The organism is Rathayibacter sp. AY1F3 (assembly GCF_002931975.1).
In the GTDB taxonomy this organism is placed as follows: domain Bacteria; phylum Actinomycetota; class Actinomycetes; order Actinomycetales; family Microbacteriaceae; genus Rathayibacter.
Genome location: NZ_PSVF01000045.1, coordinates 1 through 17,767, shown reverse-complemented (window position 1 = coordinate 17,767; position 17,767 = coordinate 1). Strand labels below are relative to the sequence as shown.

Sequence of the window (17,767 nt, the reverse complement as noted above, 5' to 3'; positions counted from 1 at the left end):
GTCGCCACCATGCCGGTGCCGGCGCCCCCGCCTGCCCGCCCGAGGGCGACGCCGGCACCGGCATGGTGGCGACCAACTCCGTCGCCCCGCGCACCGGCAACGTCAGCGCCGGCACCAGCATCTTCGCCATGGTCGTCCTCGAGGGCCCGCTGGAGAGCGTGCACCACGAGCTCGACCTCGTCGCGACCCCCGCCGGCGACCTCGTCGCGATGGTCCACTGCAACAACGGAGCCAGCGAGCTCGCCGGCTGGGTCGGCCTGTTCTCGCGGTTCGCCGCCGCGTCCGGCGGACCCTCCGACAGCGACGCCGTCTACGGCACCCTCTTCGCCGAGGCGCTCGAGGGCGAGGCGGACGCGGGCGGACTGCTCGCCTACAACCACCTCGCGGGCGAGCCGATCGCCGGCCTGGTCGAGGGCCGCCCGCTCGTCGTGCGCACCCCCGACTCGCGCCTCACGCTCGCCAACTTCATGCGCGCGCAGCTCTACGGCGTGTTCGGCACGCTGGCGCTGGGCATGCGCGTCCTCGCGGGCGAGGGCGTCCGGATCGACGAGATGTTCGCGCACGGAGGCATGTTCCGCACCGCAGGGGTGGCCCAGCGCTTCCTCGCCGGCGCGCTCGACGCCCCGGTCTCGGTCGCTGCGACCGCCTCCGAGGGCGGCCCGTGGGGCATGGCCGTGCTCGCCGCCTACCGCCTGCAGAGCGGAGTCGCGCTCGACGCGTACCTCACCGATCAGGTCTTCGGCGACTCCGGCTTCGAGACCGTCGCCCCCGACGCGGACGACGTCGCCGGCTTCTCCGCCTACCTCGAGCGCTACCGCGCCGGCCTCGCCGTCGAGCAGACCGCCGTCGAGACCCTCACCGACCCGCAGAACCAGGGAGCCACCGCATGACCACCCAGACCCCCGCCGTCGAGGAGGCGATCGCCCGCGTCCGCGAGGACGTCGCGCGGCTGCACTCCGAGCTCGTCCGCTACGGCCTCGTCATCTGGACCGGCGGCAACATCTCGGGCCGCGTGCCCGGCGCCGACCTCTTCGTGATCAAGCCCAGCGGCGTCTCCTACGACGACCTCGCGCCCGAGAACATGATCCTCTGCGACCTCGACGGGAACGTCGTCCCCGGCACCCCCGGCAGCGACCGCAGCCCCTCCAGCGACACCGCGGCGCACGCCTACGTGTACCGCGAGATGCCCGAGGTCGGCGGAGTCGTGCACACGCACTCCACCTACGCGACCGCGTGGGCGGCCCGCGCCGAGTCGATCCCCTGCGTCATCACCGCGATGGCCGACGAGTTCGGCGGGGAGATCCCCATCGGCCCGTTCGCGATCATCGGCGACGACTCCATCGGCCGCGGCATCGTCGCGACCCTCAGCGGCCACCGCTCGCGCGCGGTCCTGATGCAGAACCACGGCGTCTTCACCATCGGCAAGGACGCGAAGGACGCCGTCAAGGCGGCCGTCATGGCCGAGGACGTCGCCCGCACCGTGCACCTCGCGCGCCAGGGCGGCGAGCTCGTCCCCATCCCGCAGGAGTCGATCGACGCCCTGTTCGACCGCTACCAGAACGTCTACGGACAGAACCCCACCGGAGCCATCGCATGAGCGTGTACCAGAGCATCATTCCCGACCTCGCCACCCGCACCGTCTGGTTCCTGACCGGCAGCCAGGACCTCTACGGCGAGGACACCCTCCGCCAGGTCGCCGAGCAGTCGCAGGCCGTCGTCGCGCAGCTGAACGAGGCGGGCGCGATCCCCGTGACCGTCGAGTGGAAGCCGGTGCTGAAGAGCTCCGACGCCATCCGCCGCACCATGATCGAGGCGAACTCCGACGACTCCGTGGTGGGCGTCATCACCTGGATGCACACCTTCAGCCCCTCGAAGATGTGGATCCACGGCTTCGACGCGCTCGCCAAGCCGCTGCTGCACTTCCACACTCAGGCGAACGTCGCCCTGCCGTGGCAGGACATCGACTTCGACTTCATGAACCTCAACCAGGCCGCGCACGGCGACCGCGAGCACGGCTACATCCTCAGCCGGATGAGCGTGCCCCGGAAGACGGTCGTCGGCCACGCGAGCGACGCTCGCGTCACCGAGGCCATCGGCACCTGGTCGCGCGCGGCCGCCGGCTGGTCCGCCTCGCAGAGCATGAAGGTCGCCCGCTTCGGCGACAACATGCGCAACGTCGCCGTCACCGAGGGCGACAAGACCGAGGCCGAGATCCGCCTCGGCGTCAGCGTCAACACCTGGGGAGTGAACGAGCTCGTCGAGCGCGTCGACGCCGCCACCTCCGAGCAGATCGACGCCCTCGTCGCGGAGTACGTCGAGAGCTACGACGTAGTCCCCGAGCTGCTCCCCGGCGGCGAGCGCCACGAGTCGCTCCGATACGGCGCCGCGGTCGAGATCGGCCTGCGCTCGTTCCTGGAGGAGGGCGGCTTCGAGGCGTTCACCGACAGCTTCGAGGACCTCGGCGGGCTCCGCCAGCTCCCGGGACTCGCCGTGCAGCGCCTCATGGCCGACGGCTACGGCTTCGGCGGAGAGGGCGACTGGAAGACGGCCGTCCTCATCCGCATCGCCGCGGTGATGGGCGCCGGCCTGCCCGGCGGCACGAGCCTGATGGAGGACTACACCTACGACATGACGCCCGGCGAGGAGCTCATCCTCGGCGCGCACATGCTCGAGGTGTCGCCGTCCCTGTCGTCGAAGCGCGCCTCGCTCGAGATCCACCCGCTGGGCATCGGCGGCCGCGAGGACCCGGTGCGCCTGGTCTTCACCGCCGACGCCGGCGACGCGGTCGTGGTCGCGCTGAGCGACGTGCGCGAGCGCTTCCGCCTGGTCGCGAACAAGGTGACCACCGTCGAGCCGCCGCAGACGCTGCCGCACCTGCCGGTCGGCCGCGCCGTCTGGCAGCCGGCCCCCGACTTCGGCACCAGCGCCGCCGCCTGGATCACCGCCGGTGCCGCGCACCACACGGTGATGACGACGCAGATCGGCCTGGAGGCGTGGGAGGACTTCGCCCGCATCGCCGGCGTCGAGCTCCTCGTGATCGACGAGTCGACCACCCTCCGCGGCTTCGAGTCCGACATCCGCTCGAACGCGGCGTACTACCGCCTCTCCCAGGGCCTGTAGATCCTGCGAGGCCGGACGGCCGGCTCCCTGCGGGGGGTCGGCCGTCCGTCGTTCCCGGCACGCCGCCGGGTCGGGGCGGGGGGCCCGCCGCCGAGACCGACCTGGATCGCGTCGGCGATCGAGGGCGGATCGCCCTTTCCGGCCCGTTCGGCGCCCGCTGCAGTGTCCCGGCCCCGGTTGCGGACGCGCTCGCAGCACGACGGAGGCCGGGAGGCCCGGACGGCCCTCGCGGGCAGTCGGTCCTTCCGGCCTCCGGGACGCAGGCGTGCGGCGGGCGGTCAGTCGCGCGAGGTCGAGAACGCCGCGTCGAAGGCGTCGGCCGGCGGCGTGATCGCGTTGAGCTTCCGCACGAAGGCCAGGGCCTCGGGGGCGCCGTCGAGGCGGTCCATGCCGGCGTCCTCCCACTCGACGCTGGTCGGGCCGGTGTAGCCGATCGCGTTGAGCGCGCGGAACACCGGCTCCCACGGGACGGCGCCGTGCCCGGTCGAGACGAAGGTCCACCCGCGGCGCGGGTTCGCCCACGGCAGGTGCGAGCCGAGGACGCCGTTGCGGCCGTCGAGGTTGGTGACCGACTCCTTCACGTGCACGTGGAAGATGTGGTCGGCGAAGTCGAGCACGAACGCGACGCTGTCGAGCTGCTGCCAGACGAAGTGCGACGGGTCGAAGTTGAAGCCGAACGAGGCGCGGTGGCCGATCGCCTCGAGGGTGCGCTTCGCGGTCCAGTAGTCGTAGGCGATCTCGCTCGGGTGCACCTCGAGCGCGTAGCGGACGCCGACCTCCTCGAAGACGTCGAGGATCGGGTTCCAGCGGTCGGCGAAGTCCTGGTAGCCGGCGGCGATCCACTCGTCGGAGGCGGGCGGGAACATGGCCACGCCCTTCCAGATCGACGAGCCGGAGAAGCCGTTGACCTGCGTCACGCCGAGCGCGGCGGCGAAGCGGGCGGTGTCCTTGAGGTCCTGGGCGGCGCGCTGCCGGACGCCCTCGGGGTCGCCGTCGCCCCAGACCCGGTCGCTGAGGATGTCGCGGTGGCGCTCGTCGATCGGGTCGTCGCAGACCGCCTGGCCGGTGAGGTGGTTCGAGATCGCGAAGACCTGGAGGCCGTTGCGCTCGAGGATGTCCTTGCGGCTCTGCACGTACTCCGCGTCGTCCCAGCGCGCCACGTCGATGTGGTCGCCCCAGCAGGCGATCTCGAGGCCGTCGTAGCCCCACTCCCCCGCGAGGCGCGCCACCTCCTCGAACGGGAGGTCGGCCCACTGGCCGGTGAAGAGGGTGATCGGTCGCGTCATCGCGGATTCCTAACTCTCGACTCCCGCGCGCCGTCGCACCGGGAGAGGTAATTTGAGGGTTCACGCAACATATCAGGCACTCCCGCGAGCCCGAAAGGAACCGATCATCGCCCCGATCGCCGGCGCACTGTCGCGCACGCCCACCCTCGTCACCGCCACTGCGGCCCCGACCTGGGAGGAGGGCCTGATCGTCGGCAGCGGCCGCGTCGGCGCCGTGGTGCACGGCCCGGCCGACTCCCTGACCGTCCCGCTCGCTCACGAGCGCTGGTTCCTCCCCGTCAATCCGCGCCCGGACGCGCCCGACCTCGCCGGCGTCCGCGACGAGCTGCGCGGCGCCCTGCTGGCCGGCGACTCCGACACCGCCACCGCCCTGCTCGCCCGCGCCGCCCGCGACAGCGGCTACGACGGCGGCCTGATCTGGACCGACCCGCTCGGCCTCTGCGCGACCGTCACGCTGCGCACCCCCGGCGGTGTCGCCTCCGCGGTCCGCCTGATCGATCCGCTCGGCGGCGAGGCCGCGGTGGAGTGGACCGACGAGGACGGCGGCCGCCACGCCGTGCGCCTGCTCGCCCCGCACGGCGGCGAGGGCGTCCGGCTGGCTCTGGAGTCCTCCGCGGACACCGTCGTCACCGTCGAGCTCGCGCTCGGGGCCGGCGAGGCGACCTCCTTCGACACCGGCGTGCCCGACGCCTCGGCCGTGGTCTCGTCGCACGTCGAGGGCGGCGCCCCCGCGGTGCTCACGGCCGAGGCGGGCGAGGGCCCGACCGCGATCCGCGCCGTGACGCGGGCGACGAGCGGAGCGACGTGGCGCGTGGCCGGGGGCGCCGCCGTCTCGGACGTGGAGATCTCCGCGGGGGTCGCCCGCGTGCTCCGGCTGGACGTCGCGATCGGCGCGGCTCCCGCCGCCTCCGCCGACCTCTCCTGGGAGGAGCTGCGCGAGGCCCAGCGCGAGGGGCACGGCCGGCTGGTCGGCGCCTCCGTGCTGGATCTCGACGGCCAATCCGACGCCGAGCTGACCGAGGACCTGTGGGACGCCGCCCGCGCCGGCGACGAGGGCGCCCGTCGCCGCGTGGTCGAGCTGGCCTGGCTGAGCGGCCGGGCCAACATCGTCGCGTCGACCGGCGAGCTGCCGCCGACGCTGCAGGGCGTCTGGCAGGGCACCTGGCGGCCGGCCTGGTCGGCCGACTACACACTGAACGGCAACGTGCAGAACGGCGCGATGGCCGGGATGATCCCGACCGGCACGCCCGAGCTGGCGCTGTCGATCCTGGAGCTGGTGCTGCCGCACCTCGACGACTACCGCGAGAACGCGCGCCTCGTCTACGGGGCGGAGGGGATGCTCCTGCCGTCGCGGATGTCGACCCACGGCCGCGCCGATCACTTCGCGGCGAGCTACCCGCACCTCTTCTGGACGGGCTGCGGCGGCTGGGTGCTGCGCCTGGCCGCCGACGCCGTCGCGGCCACGGGAGACCGCGGCATCGTCGACGACCGGCTGTGGGAGCTGGCCGAGGGCGTGCTGCGCTTCGCCGAGACCGGGACGACCGTGGTCGACGGGGTGCGCCGGATCGTCCCCTCCTACTCCCCCGAGAACACACCGGGTGGTGCGCGCTCGCCGATAGCGGTCGATGCGACGATCGACGTCGCCGTGCTGCGGGACGCCGCGCGGGCGACGGCGCTGCTCGGCCGGGCCCGCGGCGACGACTCGCTCGACGAGCGCTGGGCGCGGGTGGTCGCGGAGCTGCCGGAGTACCGGGTCGCCGAGGACGGCACGCTGGCGGAGTGGATCGACCCGCGGTTCGCGGAGGAGATCGCGCACCGGCACGCGTCGCAGCTGTACCCGCTCTGGTACGCGGGCGACGCGGCCTTCGAGGGCCCCGGCGCCTCCGCGGTGCGGCTGCGGGCCGCCGCGGCGGCGACGGTGGCGGCGAAGATCGCATGGCGGGCCGAGGCGCCGACCGCTCCTCCCGGGCGGATGGAGATGGCGTTCGGGCTGGTGCAGGTGGGCGTCGCGGCGGCGGCGCTGGGTGACGGGGAGGCGGCGCTGACCTGCGCGGAGTGGCTCGCGGTCGAGCACTGGTCACCGACGCTGACGACCCGGCACGACGCGGGGCGGATCTTCAACCTCGACGCCAGCGGCGGACTGCCGGGGCTCGTGGCGGCGATGCTGCTGGGATCGGATGACGAGACGCTGACGGTGCTGCCGGCACTGCCGTCCGCGTGGGCGCGGGGTGCCGTGACGGGGCTGCGCGCGCGCGGCGGGGTGGTCGTGGACCGGCTGGAGTGGTCGCCGGGACGGGCGTCGCTGCGAGTGCGGCGGGTGCCGAGCGCGGAGTGGCTGGCACCGGCGGGCGGGACGCGGGTGCGCACGCTGCGCGACGCGGTGCTGCGGGTCGACGGGCGCGAGGTGTCGGGCGGGCTGGAGCTCGGTGCGGAGGCGGTGCGCGTGGACGTGGAGTGGCGCGGCTGAGGGCCGTGCGGAGGGTACGGCTGCGGCACGCGGAACGGGCTCCGGTCCGCCGACGGAGGCGGAGCAGCGCACCGGGTGTCGTCCCCGCTGGCCGCCGGACCCGCCGTGTGGCCGCGTCGACGTGAGAACGAGACGCGCGCCGGATGCGGTGGGTCGGGTCAGCTCCGCGAGTGCCCGTAGCGGTCGTAGACGCGGTTGCGGGCCGCCCGCTCGGCGGCGGGCAGGCGCTGCGCGTCGCCGATCTCGTAGACGCCGAAGGTGTCGCGCAGGCGCGAGGCCGGGTCGACCTCGACGAAGGTGCACCAGGGCAGCCAGTGGTGGTGGCTGCGCAGGGTCTGGGTCGCGAAGTCGCCGCTCTCGTGGCCGAGGCCGGGCATCGCGTAGCCGATGCTGCCGTCGACGTCGGTCGACTGGCGGGTGTTGCGGTGCAGGAACTCGGCGAAATCGAGGTAGTGCTCGTCGCCCGTGATCAGGTGCAGTCGGTAGTAGCTGTACGAGCAGGCCGCCATGTAGACGTCGGCGCCGCCGCCGAGGGTGATGATGCTCTGTCCGCTGATCGAGTACCGGTTGAAGGGATGCGCCCAGGGCGCGCGGACCGGGAAGGACCACGCGTAGGTCCAGGTCTCCGTGTAGTCGGCGGCGCGGACGGCGCCCTCCAGCCAGCGCGGCTCCTCCGTCAGGTCGTACAGCGCGAGGAAGCCGAACAGCCCGTAGATGCCCGCCTCCTTGTCCTGGATGTCGGCGTTGTCGCAGGTGCCGCCGCGGTACTCCAGCGTGCGGTGGATGTTCGCGAACGACCACTCGCCGGCGCGCACAGCGGACGCGCGGTAGCGCCCCTCCCCCGTCACGAGGTGCAGCTGCACGAGGAAGCGGATCACGCTCGGGGTGTTCGAGCGCGAGTCCATCCGCACCGAGCCGTCGGCGTTGTAGGCGCGGTGGAAGCTGCCGTCGGCGTCCTGCACCTCGAGCAGCCAGTCGGCGGTCCGCCGGCAGAACTCGAGCCAGAGCGGGCGCTCGTCGCCGAGGTCCCGCAGGTGCAGATAGGCGTCGAGGATCGCCTCGACGCCGTCGGCGAGCATCCGCAGGTAGTGCGGGTACGGCTCGAAGCCGCCGAGCGAGGGGTTGAAGCACATCCGCGGTGGGCCCGACTCGGGCAGCGCGGTCCGCGCCCAGAAGTCGACGATGCCGACGCCCTGCTCGAACGCCTCCGGCACGCCCTCGCGGTCGCCGTAGCGCAGCAGCTGGTAGCCGATGCCCGGCTGCTGCCCGACGAAGCCGAACTGGAACGAGACGCTCGAGACGTCCAGGTCCGGCAGCTGGCAGGCGAACGGCAGGCCCCAGGCGTCGCCGTAGCGGCGGGTGAGCCGCTGCAGGATCGCCATGCCGTGGTGGAAGTGCCGCTCGTTGTCGACCTCGAACAGGTCGTCGCGGAGCCGGGCGTAGGTGCTGCGCCAGGTGGCGCGCATCATCGTCGCGAAGTCGTCGTACCGGCCGAGGTCGACCGCGACGGCGTAGCGCTGGCGGAAGCCGACCTCGACCGGGTGGTTCACCCGCTGCAGGGCCTTCGGGGCGGCGTCGTAGTCGAGGCCGGAGTAGGGGTTGTCGATCGGGCGCTCGCCGTCGGCGCCCGGGTGGATGTAGTCGATCGACAGGCCCGCGGGCGGCACGTCGAGCGGGGTCCGCACGCCGAAGCCGTAGTAGAGGTAGTTCAGCGTCGTGCCCTGCGGGCGGCTCAGGCCGATCGAGCCGACGGTGCAGTCCGGGTCGGTGAAGTTCTCCGAGCGGACCACGTCCAGGCGCGGCAGCGTCGCGTCGGCCGCCCAGCGCGAGAGCGCCACGGTCTCGCCGGTCGCGAGGCTCTGCGCGGCGAACAGCGGCAGCGCGTAGTGCGTCTCGGTGCGCCAGAAGTACTCGCCGCCGGGGTCGCGGCCCATCGCGTCCGCGGGCCCGAAGGCGTTGTCGCGGTACCAGGCGCCGGGGGCGAAGCACTCGTAGTCGCGGAGGTCGTCGGACCCGGTCAGCCCGAGCGAGACGGCGGTGGAGAAGCCGAGGTCGCCGCCGGCCGCCAGCACCTCGACGTCGCGGTGCACGGAGAAGCCGTCGCCCGCGACGCGCCAGACGTCGGTGACGGCGAAGGCCGACCCGGAGCGGACGGTGATCGTCCCGCTCGCGGTGATCGCGCCCTCCGACAGCGAGACGTCGTCGTAGGGCGCGCCGGAGTACTCGCTGATCGCGGCGACGGTCTTGACCGTGACGCGCAGCGGCCGGTCATTCGCGTAGAGGACGCGCTCGCCCGCGAGCACCTCGATGCCGCCCGCCTCGACGCGGAGGGTGTAGTCGCCGGAGCGCAGTTCCACGGTGGTCCCTTCCCGGAGGGTCATCTCAGCTCTTCTCGTCGTGTACGCGGGGGACGGCCGGTCGGGCGGCCCCGGCCGGCTCGTCCTCGAGCCGCTGCGCCCCCGGATCGAAGCGCCGCGAGCCCGGCCGGAACAGCAGGGCGACGCCGCCCTCGACCAGCCCCGCGAGCAGCAGCAGGATCGCGAACGGGATCAGCGAGATCTCGGCCCACGCGCCCATCACCGGCATCACCAGTCCGGCCGCCGTGAAGCTGACCGTGCCGAGGATCGCCGTGACGCTGCCCGCCTCGCTCGACGGGCCCTGCAGCGAGAGGTACTGCACCGGGGCGAAGCCGAGCGAGCGGCCGGCCAGCGCGAACGTCAGCGCGCCGACGACGACGAGCAGCGGCTGCGTGCCGGTGAGCGCGAGCACCGCGACCACGACGGCGCCGAGCGCCGTGACGATCGCCGAGGCGGACATCGCGAACCGGGGTCCGAACCGGGGCACGATCACCCGTCCCGTCGTCTGCCCGACCGCGATCGTCACGAGCGAGGTGACCAGGAACAGCAGCCCGTACAGGTCGGGCCCGACCGCGTAGACGTTCGTGTAGAGGAAGGGAGCGGTCGCGAGATACGCGAAGCCGACCGACCAGCCCGCGGCCGAGGCGGCGGCGAGCGCCAGCACGCGCGGCCGCCGGAGCATCCCGAAGGAGTTGCGCAGCGACGGGCCGAGCCCGCCCTGGTGCCGCCGCTCGCGGGGCAGCGTCTCGGGCAGCACCAGGAGCGCGATCACGGTCGCGAGCGCTCCCCAGGCGGCGACCGCGAGGAAGGAGCCGCGCCAGTCGATCACCTTGGTCAGCTGCGCGCCGACGGAGGGCACCAGGATCGGGAAGACCGAGACGATCACGGCGAGGTTCGCGAGCATCGTGACGAGCCGCTTGCCGCTGTAGAGGTCGCGGACGATGGCGGTGACGACGACGCCCGCGGCGGTGCAGGCGGCGCCCTGGACGAAGCGGGCCGAGAGCAGCACGGCGGTGTCGGAGGTCATCGCCGCGACGAGGCTCGCCGCGATGTGCAGCGCCGCCGAGACGCCGAGCGGCCACTTGCGGCCGACCGCGTCGCTGAGCGGTCCTGAGACGAGCTGGCCGGCCGCGAAGCCGAAGGTGGCGCCGGTGACGACCAGCTGGGCGGTCGCCACCGAGACGCCGAGATCGTCCTGCAGCGTCGGCAGGAACGGCAGCACCAGGTCGATGGTGAGCGGCCCGAAGCCGACGAGCATCGCGAAGATCGGCAGCAGGAGGCGGCCGCGGGGCATCGCTTGGACGGCGGGGGAGGCGGTGGAGGCGGTCATGAGCGCGGAGCGCAGGTCACGGAGGGGATCCTGTCCATCAGCTCCCGGCCGAGACCGGGAAGTAGAGCGAGAAGGGTTCGTCGACGACCTCGTGCAGAGGCCGGAAGCGGACGGCGGCGGGCTGGCCGACGGCGCGGTATCCGCGCAGCCACTGGGTCCACTGCCGCTCGTTGTCGGGGGCGAGCAGGGCGGGGGCGTCCTCGAGGCGCCCCCGCAGCGCGATCTCGCGGTCGACGAGGCCGGCCAGCACGATCGGGCCCTCGACGAAGGCGACCGTGCCCGGCTCGTCCGGGATCGGCACGGCGCGGATCTCGGTGCCGAAGGCGAGGTCGACGCTCGTGCGGCCGCCGGGGTGCTCGATCAGGAGCGCGCCGTCGCCCGCCCGGACGCGCTCGGCGTCGCCCGCGACCCCCGGCTCGCCGACGGTCCACTCCGGCACCCGCAGCCGCACGTGCAGCGCGACCCCCTCCTCCGAGACGATCTCGACCCGGATCCGCGAGGCGGTGGGGCGGTGCACGTCGCCCGCGGCACCCGCGTTGGCGTCCGGGCCGACGTAGCCGGCGGTGTCGAGCACCTCGACCCGCACCGCCGCGTCGCCGGCGGCGGTCGGCAGTCGCAGGCTCGCGTCGACGTGCTGCGCGATCGTCAGCTCGGCGTCGCCGCCGCGGTAGAAGACGAGCCCGGAGTGGCGCGTGTGCGCCTGCACCAGCGTGCCGTGGCAGCACCAGAAGTCCTCGGTCGGGCTGCCCCAGTCCTTGCGGGCGCCGCCCTCGAGCGGCAGGAAGTAGGCGACCATCCCGGTCCGCGGGTTCTGCTGGGCGAGGAGGCCGTTCCAGAGGTTCCGCTCGATGTAGTCGGCGTAGGCGAGGTCGCCGGTCCAGCGCAGCAGCACGTCGGCCAGCCGGATCATGTTGTAGACGACGCAGTGCTCCTGCGTCTTCTCGCCGCGGCGAGCGGCGAACGCGAAGGGCGGCGTCCAGATCTCGCCGGAGGTCTGACCGCCCGTGCAGAAGGTGCCGCGGAGGGTGACCGCCTGCTCCCAGTAGGCCTCGACGATCCTCCGCCAGCGCTCGTCGCCGGTGACCTCGTAGGCGCGGGCGGCACCGAGGACCTCGGGGATCGTGGTGTTGGCGTGCATGTTGGTCAGCACGTCGCGGCCCTCGAGCAGGCCCTCGAAGAGGGAGCGGCGGTCGTAGCGGCCGAGCAGCTCGGTGTAGACGGGGTCGCCGGTGATCGCGAGGAGGTCGGCCCAGACCTCGAGCATGCCGCCGGTCTCGACCTCGAGGATCTCCTGGAACGCGGCGTCGTCGAATCCGCGGACCCACTCCAGCAGCGGGACCGTGGCGGCCCGCGCCATCCGCAGCGCCCGCTCGTCGCCGAGGTCGAGGTGCAGGTCGACGAGGCCCATCAGCAGCTTGTGCATCGCGTACTGCGGCGCCCAGACGGGGCGGCCGGTCGCGAGGCGGTCGAGGTAGCCGCGCGGGATCGCCCAGATCCAGCCGCCGCCGTTCTCCTCCTGGCAGCGCTCGAGTCCGTCGAGCACGGAGTCGATCCGGACGCGCAGCAGCGGGTCGCCGGTGACCGCGACCTCGCGAGCCGCTGCGGAGAGCCAGTGGCCGAGGAAGTGCCCGCGCAGCTGCGAGCCCGGCGTCTCCCAGCCCCAGTGCCGGTCGAGGCCGCGGGCCTCGCACGAGTCCTGCGAGGGGTGCAGGTGCCAGCCCTGGTCGCCGATCCCGGCCTCGATCAGGAAGTTCTGCAGCAGCCCCTCGTCGGTGAGCGAGAGGAGGTAGTCGCGGTTGAGCCGCCGCCGCGCGTCGAGCACCCCGCGCTCCAGGCGGGTCTCGTGCGGGGCCGGGTGGGTCAGCGGCATGGGTGCTCCTCGTCGAGGCGGTGGGTGGTGGGGATGAGCGGTGCGAGCGGTGGTCGATCGGCGCGGGTCGATCCGCGCGGTGGTTCATCCGACCGAGGGTCGAGATCGATCTCTCGCTGTACTCAGACCAGGATCGACGATAGGAATGGGGACATGCAATCCCCGAGAGTGATCCATCTCGTCGCCGATGACGTGTCCGCCCTCCTCACTCAGTCGGGAGGCGACCTGCCCGTGCTGCTGCACTGGGGTCCGCGACTCGACGCGAGCGACGACGATCTCGCAGCTTTCGCAAGAACTCCCGTGCGGACGGGGATCGAGGGCTCCTCCGACGTCCCCTACGAGCCCGGGATCCTGCCCGAGCACACCTTCGGCTGGGCCGGCCTGCCGGGTCTCCGGGTGCACCGGGAGGGCGCCGGCTGGTCGCCGAGGCTGACCGTGGACACCGTCTCGGTGGACGGGGAGGCCCTCGCGGAGGGCGCGGTCGCGCAGGCCGGCAGCGCCGCCGTGACCGTCGAGGCGCACGACGCGCAGGCCCGGATCGGGGTCGTCCTAGAGATCGTTCTCTCTCCTGCCGGACTGCTCAGGACCCGCGTCTCGGTCCGCAACGACGGCGCCGGGCACCTCGAGGTGATCGGCGTCGACCCCGCCCTCCGGATCCCGACCGAGGCCCGCGAGATCCTGGACTTCTCCGGCCGCTGGGGCACCGAGAAGATCCCCCAGCGCCACCCCGTCGTCACCGGCACCCACTCCCGCTCCTCGCGGCGCGGCCGCACCGGCCTGGACGCGACGACGGTCGTCGCGGTCGGCACCCCCGGCTTCGACTCCGCCGACGGGCGGGTCTGGCTCTGCCACGTCGGCATCGGCGGCAACCACGAGCACGCGGTGGAGCGCGGCGACGGCTGGCTCGCCTTCCGCGGCGGCGAGCTGCTCCTGCCCGGCGAGGTGCGCCTCGCGAGCGGCGAGAGCTACTCCTCCCCCTGGATCTCCGGCAGCTTCGGCCACGGCCTCGACGCCGCGGCCGCCCGGTTCCACGCCCACCTCCGCGGGGTCTCCCGCTCCTCGCGCCGGCCGCGCCCGGTGACGCTCAACGTCTGGGAGGCGGTCTACTTCGACCAGGACCTCGCCGTCCTCGCCGAGCTGGCCGACCGCGCCGCCGCCCTCGGGGTCGAGCGCTACGTGCTCGACGACGGCTGGTTCCTCGGCCGCAGCGACGACCGCGCCGGCCTCGGCGACTGGACGCCCGACCCCGTCGCCTGGCCCGACGGCCTCCTCCCCCTCGCCGAGCACGTCCGCGGCCTGGGCATGGAGTTCGGCCTCTGGGTCGAGCCCGAGATGATCAACGAGGACTCCGACCTCGCCCGCGCGCACCCCGACTGGATCCTGCGGGCCCGCGAGGAGCTGCCGCCGCGGTTCCGCTTCCAGCAGGTGCTCGACCTGACGAACCCCGACGCGTTCGCGCACATCCTCGGCGTGCTCGACGGCCTGGTCGCCGACCTCGGCGTCGCGTACCTCAAGTGGGACCACAACCGCGACCTGATCGACGCGGGCCACCCCGCCACCGGGACGGCCGCGGTGCACGAGCAGACGCTCGCGCTGTACCGGCTGATCGACGAGCTGCGCGCCCGGCACCCGGAGCTCGAGATCGAGAGCTGCGCCTCCGGCGGCGGCCGGGTCGACCTGGGGATCCTCGAGCGCACCGACCGCGTGCACACCTCCGACAACCAGGACCCGCTGGACCGCTCGCGGATGCTGCGCTGGACCGGGCTGCTCGTGCCGCCGGAGATGCTCGGCTCGCACGTCGCCTCGCCGGTCAACTCCGTCACCGGTCGCACCAGCGACCTGCACACCCGCTGCGCGATCGCCTTCCTCGGCCACTTCGGGATCGAGTGGGACCTCCGCGAGCTGGACGCGGAGGAGGAGCCCGTGCTGGCGGGCTGGATCGCGGCGTACCGCGAGCACCGCGGCCTGATCGCGACCGGCCGGGTCGTCGGGGGCGACGACTCCGACCCCGACGCGCCGTCGCTGCGCGGCGTCGTCGCGCCGGACGGCTCGGAGGCGCTGTACACGCTGGTCACGCCCGCGCTGACCGCGGACTCGCGCCGCCGCGTCCGCCTCCCGGGCCTGGATCCGCGGGCGCGCTACCGGATCGAGACCGCGCGCCCCGGCTCGCTCGGCCCGCCCTGGCAGAGCCCGCACTGGCTGGAGTCGACGGTGCCGCTGGACTCCGACGCCCCGGCCCCCGCCTACTCGGGGAGCCTGCTGGGCGAGGCGGGCCTGGACCTGCCGACCTTCCACGCCGACCGCGCGATCGTCCTGCGGCTCGTCCGCGAGACCGCGTGAGCACCGCCGCCGACCCCGGCGTCCTCGACACCGCCGGCACCGCCGCCGACTCGTCCGCCACCACCTTGGAGCACCCCGTGAACAGCACCGTCACCGTCGACCTCGACCGCCCCGGCGCCACCATCAGCCGCCACCTCTACGGCCACTTCGCCGAGCACCTCGGCCGGTGCATCTACGACGGCTTCTGGGTCGGCGAGGACTCGCCCGTCCCGAACGAGGGCGGGATCCGCCTGGACGTCGTCGAGGCCCTCCGCGCCCTCGACATCCCCAACCTCCGCTGGCCCGGCGGCTGCTTCGCCGACCGCTACCACTGGACCAACGGCATCGGCCCGCGCGAGGAGCGCCCCGGCCTGATCAACACGCAGTGGGGCGGAGTCGCGGAGGACAACTCCTTCGGCACCCACGAGTTCATGGCGCTCTGCGAGCTGCTCGGCGCCGACGCCTACATCTCGGGCAACATCGGCTCCGGCACCGTGCAGGAGATGGCGGACTGGGCCGAGTACCTCACCGGAGCGGGCAAGTCGCCGATGGCCGATCTGCGCCGCTCCCACGGCCGGGAGGAGCCGTGGACCGTCCGCTTCTGGGGGCTCGGCAACGAGACGTGGGGCTGCGGCGGCAACATGCGCGCCGGCGCCTACGCCGACCTGGCGCGGCAGTTCGGGACCTTCGTGCAGAGCGGCAACGACACTCCGCTCTACCGCGTGGCGGCCGGAGCCGACGGCGCCGACACCCACTGGACGCAGACGCTGATGGAGGTGATCCCCGAGATCGAGGGGCATCCCTTCTCCTCCGTGCCGTGGGAGTCGGTCTCGGTGCACTACTACACGATCGGCGGCAGCTGGCACGCGAAGGGCAGCGCGACCGACTTCGACGCCGACACCTACTGGAGCACGATCGTGGCCGCGCAGGGGATCGAGGAGCTGCTCCGCTCGCACGCCGCGGTCATGGACGTCCACGACCCCGAGAAGAAGTACGGGATGGTGCTCGACGAGTGGGGCACCTGGTGGGACGTGGAGCCGGGGACCCACCCGGGCTTCCTCTTCCAGCAGAACACGATCCGCGACGCGATGGTCGCGGCCTGGCACTTCGACGTCTTCCACGGCTTCGCCGACCGCCTGACGATGGCGAACATCGCGCAGACGGTGAACGTGCTGCAGGCGATGCTGCTGACGGACCCGGACGGCGGCGGGATGGTCCGCACGCCGACCTACCACGTGTTCGAGATGAACAAGGGGCACCACGACGCGACGGTGCTGCCGACCACGGTCGCCGGCCCGACGCACGCGGTCGACGGCCGCGAGATCCCGGTCGCCTCCGCCTCCGCCTCCACGAAGGACGGCCGCGTCCTGGTCTCGCTGACGAACGTCGACCTGGAGGAGCCGCTCGAGGTCTCCCTCGACTTCCGCGGCGGGACCGTGACCGGCGCGACCGGCCGCCTCCTCACCGCCGACCTGCCCGACGCGCACAACCGGCCCGGCGCCGCCGACGAGGTGAGCCCCGTCGCCCTCGAGGGCATCGAGACCACGGCCACAGGCCTGCGGGTCACGCTGCCCCCGCACTCCTTCGCGACCGTGACGCTGGAGCTGTCGTGATCGCCGCGCGCACGGAGGCCGCCCGCCGCCCGCCGATGGGCTGGAACAGCTGGGACTGCTTCGGCGCCTCGGTGACGGAGGAGGAGGTGCTCGCGAACGCCGAGTACCTCGCCGAGCACCTCCAGCCGCACGGCTGGGACACGGTCGTCGTCGACATCCAGTGGTACGAGCCCGATCCCGGCACGAGCGACTACCAGGAGGTGTCGGAGCCGGTGCTCGACGACTGGGGCCGCCCGCAGCCCGCCGTCGGACGCTTCCCCTCCGCGGCGACGGGCGGATTCACGGCGCTGGCCGCGCGCGTGCACGCCCTCGGCCTCCGCTTCGGCGTGCACCTGATACGCGGCGTCCCCCGGCGGGCCGTCGAGCTCGGCCTGCCGGTGCTCGGGGCGGAGGCGACCTGCGCCGACATCGCCGACCGCGGGAACGTCTGCCCGTGGAACCCGGACAACTACGGCGTCGACATGAGCGCGCCCGGCGCGCAGCAGTACTACGACTCCGTGATGGCGCAGCTGGCCTCGTGGGGCGTCGACTTCGTGAAGCTCGACGACGTGCTCTACCCGCCGATCCAGGCGGAGGAGATCGCCGCACTCTCCCGCGCGATCGACGCGACCGGCCGCCCGATGGTGCTGAGCCTCTCGCCCGGCAAGCAGCTCTCGCTCGAGAATCTCGAGCTGCTGCGGTCGACCGCGCAGATGTGGCGGATCTCGGACGACTTCTGGGACGACTGGGCGCACCTGCACGAGCAGTTCCAGCGGGCCGCGCGCTGGGCTCCGCACCAGCGCCCCGGCGCCTGGGCCGACGCCGACATGCTGCCGCTGGGGCGGATCGGCGTGCGCGCGCACGTGGGCGAGGACCGGCTCTCGCGGTTCACGCCCGCGGAGCAGCGGACGCTCGTGACGCTGTGGTGCCTGCTCCGCTCGCCGCTGATGATGGGCGGGCACCTCCCGGACACGCCCGCCGACACTCTCGCGCTGCTGACGAACGGCGACGTCCTCGCGCTGCTCGGCGGCGACGGCAGCCGCGAGATCGTCCGCGACGGCGACCTGGTGGTGTGGTCGGCGTGGCGCGGCGACGAGCAGTGGCGCGGAGTGTTCTGGCTGGGTTCGTCGGCGCGGTCCTACTCCGCGCACCTGGCCGACCTGGGCTGCTCCGGCGCGACCTCGGCCGTCGATGTGTGGAGCGGCGCCGAGCTGCCGATCGCCGGCGGCGCCGTCGAGCTCGAGCTCGAGCCGCACGGCTGCCGCCTGCTGCGCCTGGCCTGACGCGCGGGCGCCTGCTCCTGACGGTCCGGAGGCCGTCGCACTCGAGCTCGAGTGCGGCGGCCTCCTGCGTCTCTTCGCATCCGCCGCCGCCTCCGCCGCCGACTCCGCTCGCGAGTGCGCAGGAGTCGTCGCACTCGAAGTCG

Annotated in this window: 11 protein-coding genes; 7 read left to right on the top strand and 4 right to left on the bottom strand. The window is 73.4% G+C overall.

Translation table 11 applies throughout. The features are described 5' to 3' along the window. The 3 genes from C5C39_RS16355 to araA form a co-directional block, all read left to right on the top strand. Positions 1-890: FGGY-family carbohydrate kinase (locus C5C39_RS16355; protein ID WP_258075869.1), on the top strand; the 890-nt coding region annotated here is incomplete at its 5' end. Beyond that, complete coding sequence (locus tag C5C39_RS16350) at positions 887-1,597, top strand: L-ribulose-5-phosphate 4-epimerase (protein ID WP_104224687.1); 711 nt, start codon at positions 887-889, stop codon at positions 1,595-1,597. The genes C5C39_RS16355 and C5C39_RS16350, both read left to right, overlap by 4 nt. Further along, positions 1,594-3,120 (top strand): L-arabinose isomerase, encoded by a 1,527-nt coding sequence (gene araA / locus C5C39_RS16345; protein ID WP_104353881.1) that lies wholly within the window; start codon positions 1,594-1,596, stop codon positions 3,118-3,120. Before C5C39_RS16350 ends, araA begins: the two co-directional genes overlap by 4 nt. A gap of 278 nt (positions 3,121-3,398) precedes the next feature. Here araA and C5C39_RS16340 read toward each other — a convergent pair whose 3' ends face one another. Further along, entirely contained in the window at positions 3,399-4,406 is a 1,008-nt protein-coding gene (locus C5C39_RS16340) for a sugar phosphate isomerase/epimerase (RefSeq protein ID WP_104226056.1), read from the bottom strand. A gap of 52 nt (positions 4,407-4,458) precedes the next feature. Between C5C39_RS16340 and C5C39_RS16335 the strand changes: the two genes are divergently transcribed. Then, a complete protein-coding gene (locus C5C39_RS16335; RefSeq protein ID WP_146083968.1) occupies positions 4,459-6,873 on the top strand; it encodes a glycoside hydrolase family 95-like protein in 2,415 nt (804 codons plus the stop codon). A gap of 158 nt (positions 6,874-7,031) precedes the next feature. Here the strand turns inward: C5C39_RS16335 and C5C39_RS16330 are convergent, their stop codons facing one another. The 3 genes from C5C39_RS16330 to C5C39_RS16320 are packed head-to-tail and all read right to left on the bottom strand — an operon-like array spanning position 7,032 to position 12,430. Next, positions 7,032-9,254: a hypothetical protein gene (locus C5C39_RS16330; protein ID WP_219813359.1), complete on the bottom strand. Its 2,223-nt coding sequence runs from the start codon at positions 9,252-9,254 to the stop codon at positions 7,032-7,034. Position 9,255: 1 nt separating this feature from the next. Continuing rightward, complete coding sequence (locus C5C39_RS16325; protein ID WP_104315724.1) at positions 9,256-10,560, bottom strand: multidrug effflux MFS transporter; 1,305 nt, start codon at positions 10,558-10,560, stop codon at positions 9,256-9,258. 37 nt (positions 10,561-10,597) lie between these two features. Then, entirely contained in the window at positions 10,598-12,430 is a 1,833-nt protein-coding gene (locus C5C39_RS16320; protein WP_104353879.1) for a beta-L-arabinofuranosidase domain-containing protein, read from the bottom strand. Positions 12,431-12,583: 153 nt separating this feature from the next. Here C5C39_RS16320 and C5C39_RS16315 point away from each other — a divergent pair, with 153 nt between their 5' ends. The 3 genes from C5C39_RS16315 (at position 12,584) to C5C39_RS16305 (ending at position 17,624) form a co-directional block, all read left to right on the top strand. Next, positions 12,584-14,770, top strand: coding sequence for an alpha-galactosidase (locus tag C5C39_RS16315; protein WP_104238442.1), 2,187 nt, complete (start codon positions 12,584-12,586; stop codon positions 14,768-14,770). A gap of 77 nt (positions 14,771-14,847) precedes the next feature. Beyond that, positions 14,848-16,362 carry an alpha-N-arabinofuranosidase gene (locus C5C39_RS16310; protein WP_104353883.1) on the top strand — a complete coding sequence of 505 codons (1,515 nt, stop codon included), beginning with the start codon at positions 14,848-14,850 and terminating at the stop codon, positions 16,360-16,362. Further along, positions 16,359-17,624, top strand: coding sequence for a glycoside hydrolase family 27 protein (locus C5C39_RS16305; protein ID WP_258075868.1), 1,266 nt, complete (start codon positions 16,359-16,361; stop codon positions 17,622-17,624). The genes C5C39_RS16310 and C5C39_RS16305 overlap by 4 nt, the downstream gene beginning before the upstream one ends. The last annotated feature ends 143 nt before the right edge of the window (positions 17,625-17,767 follow it).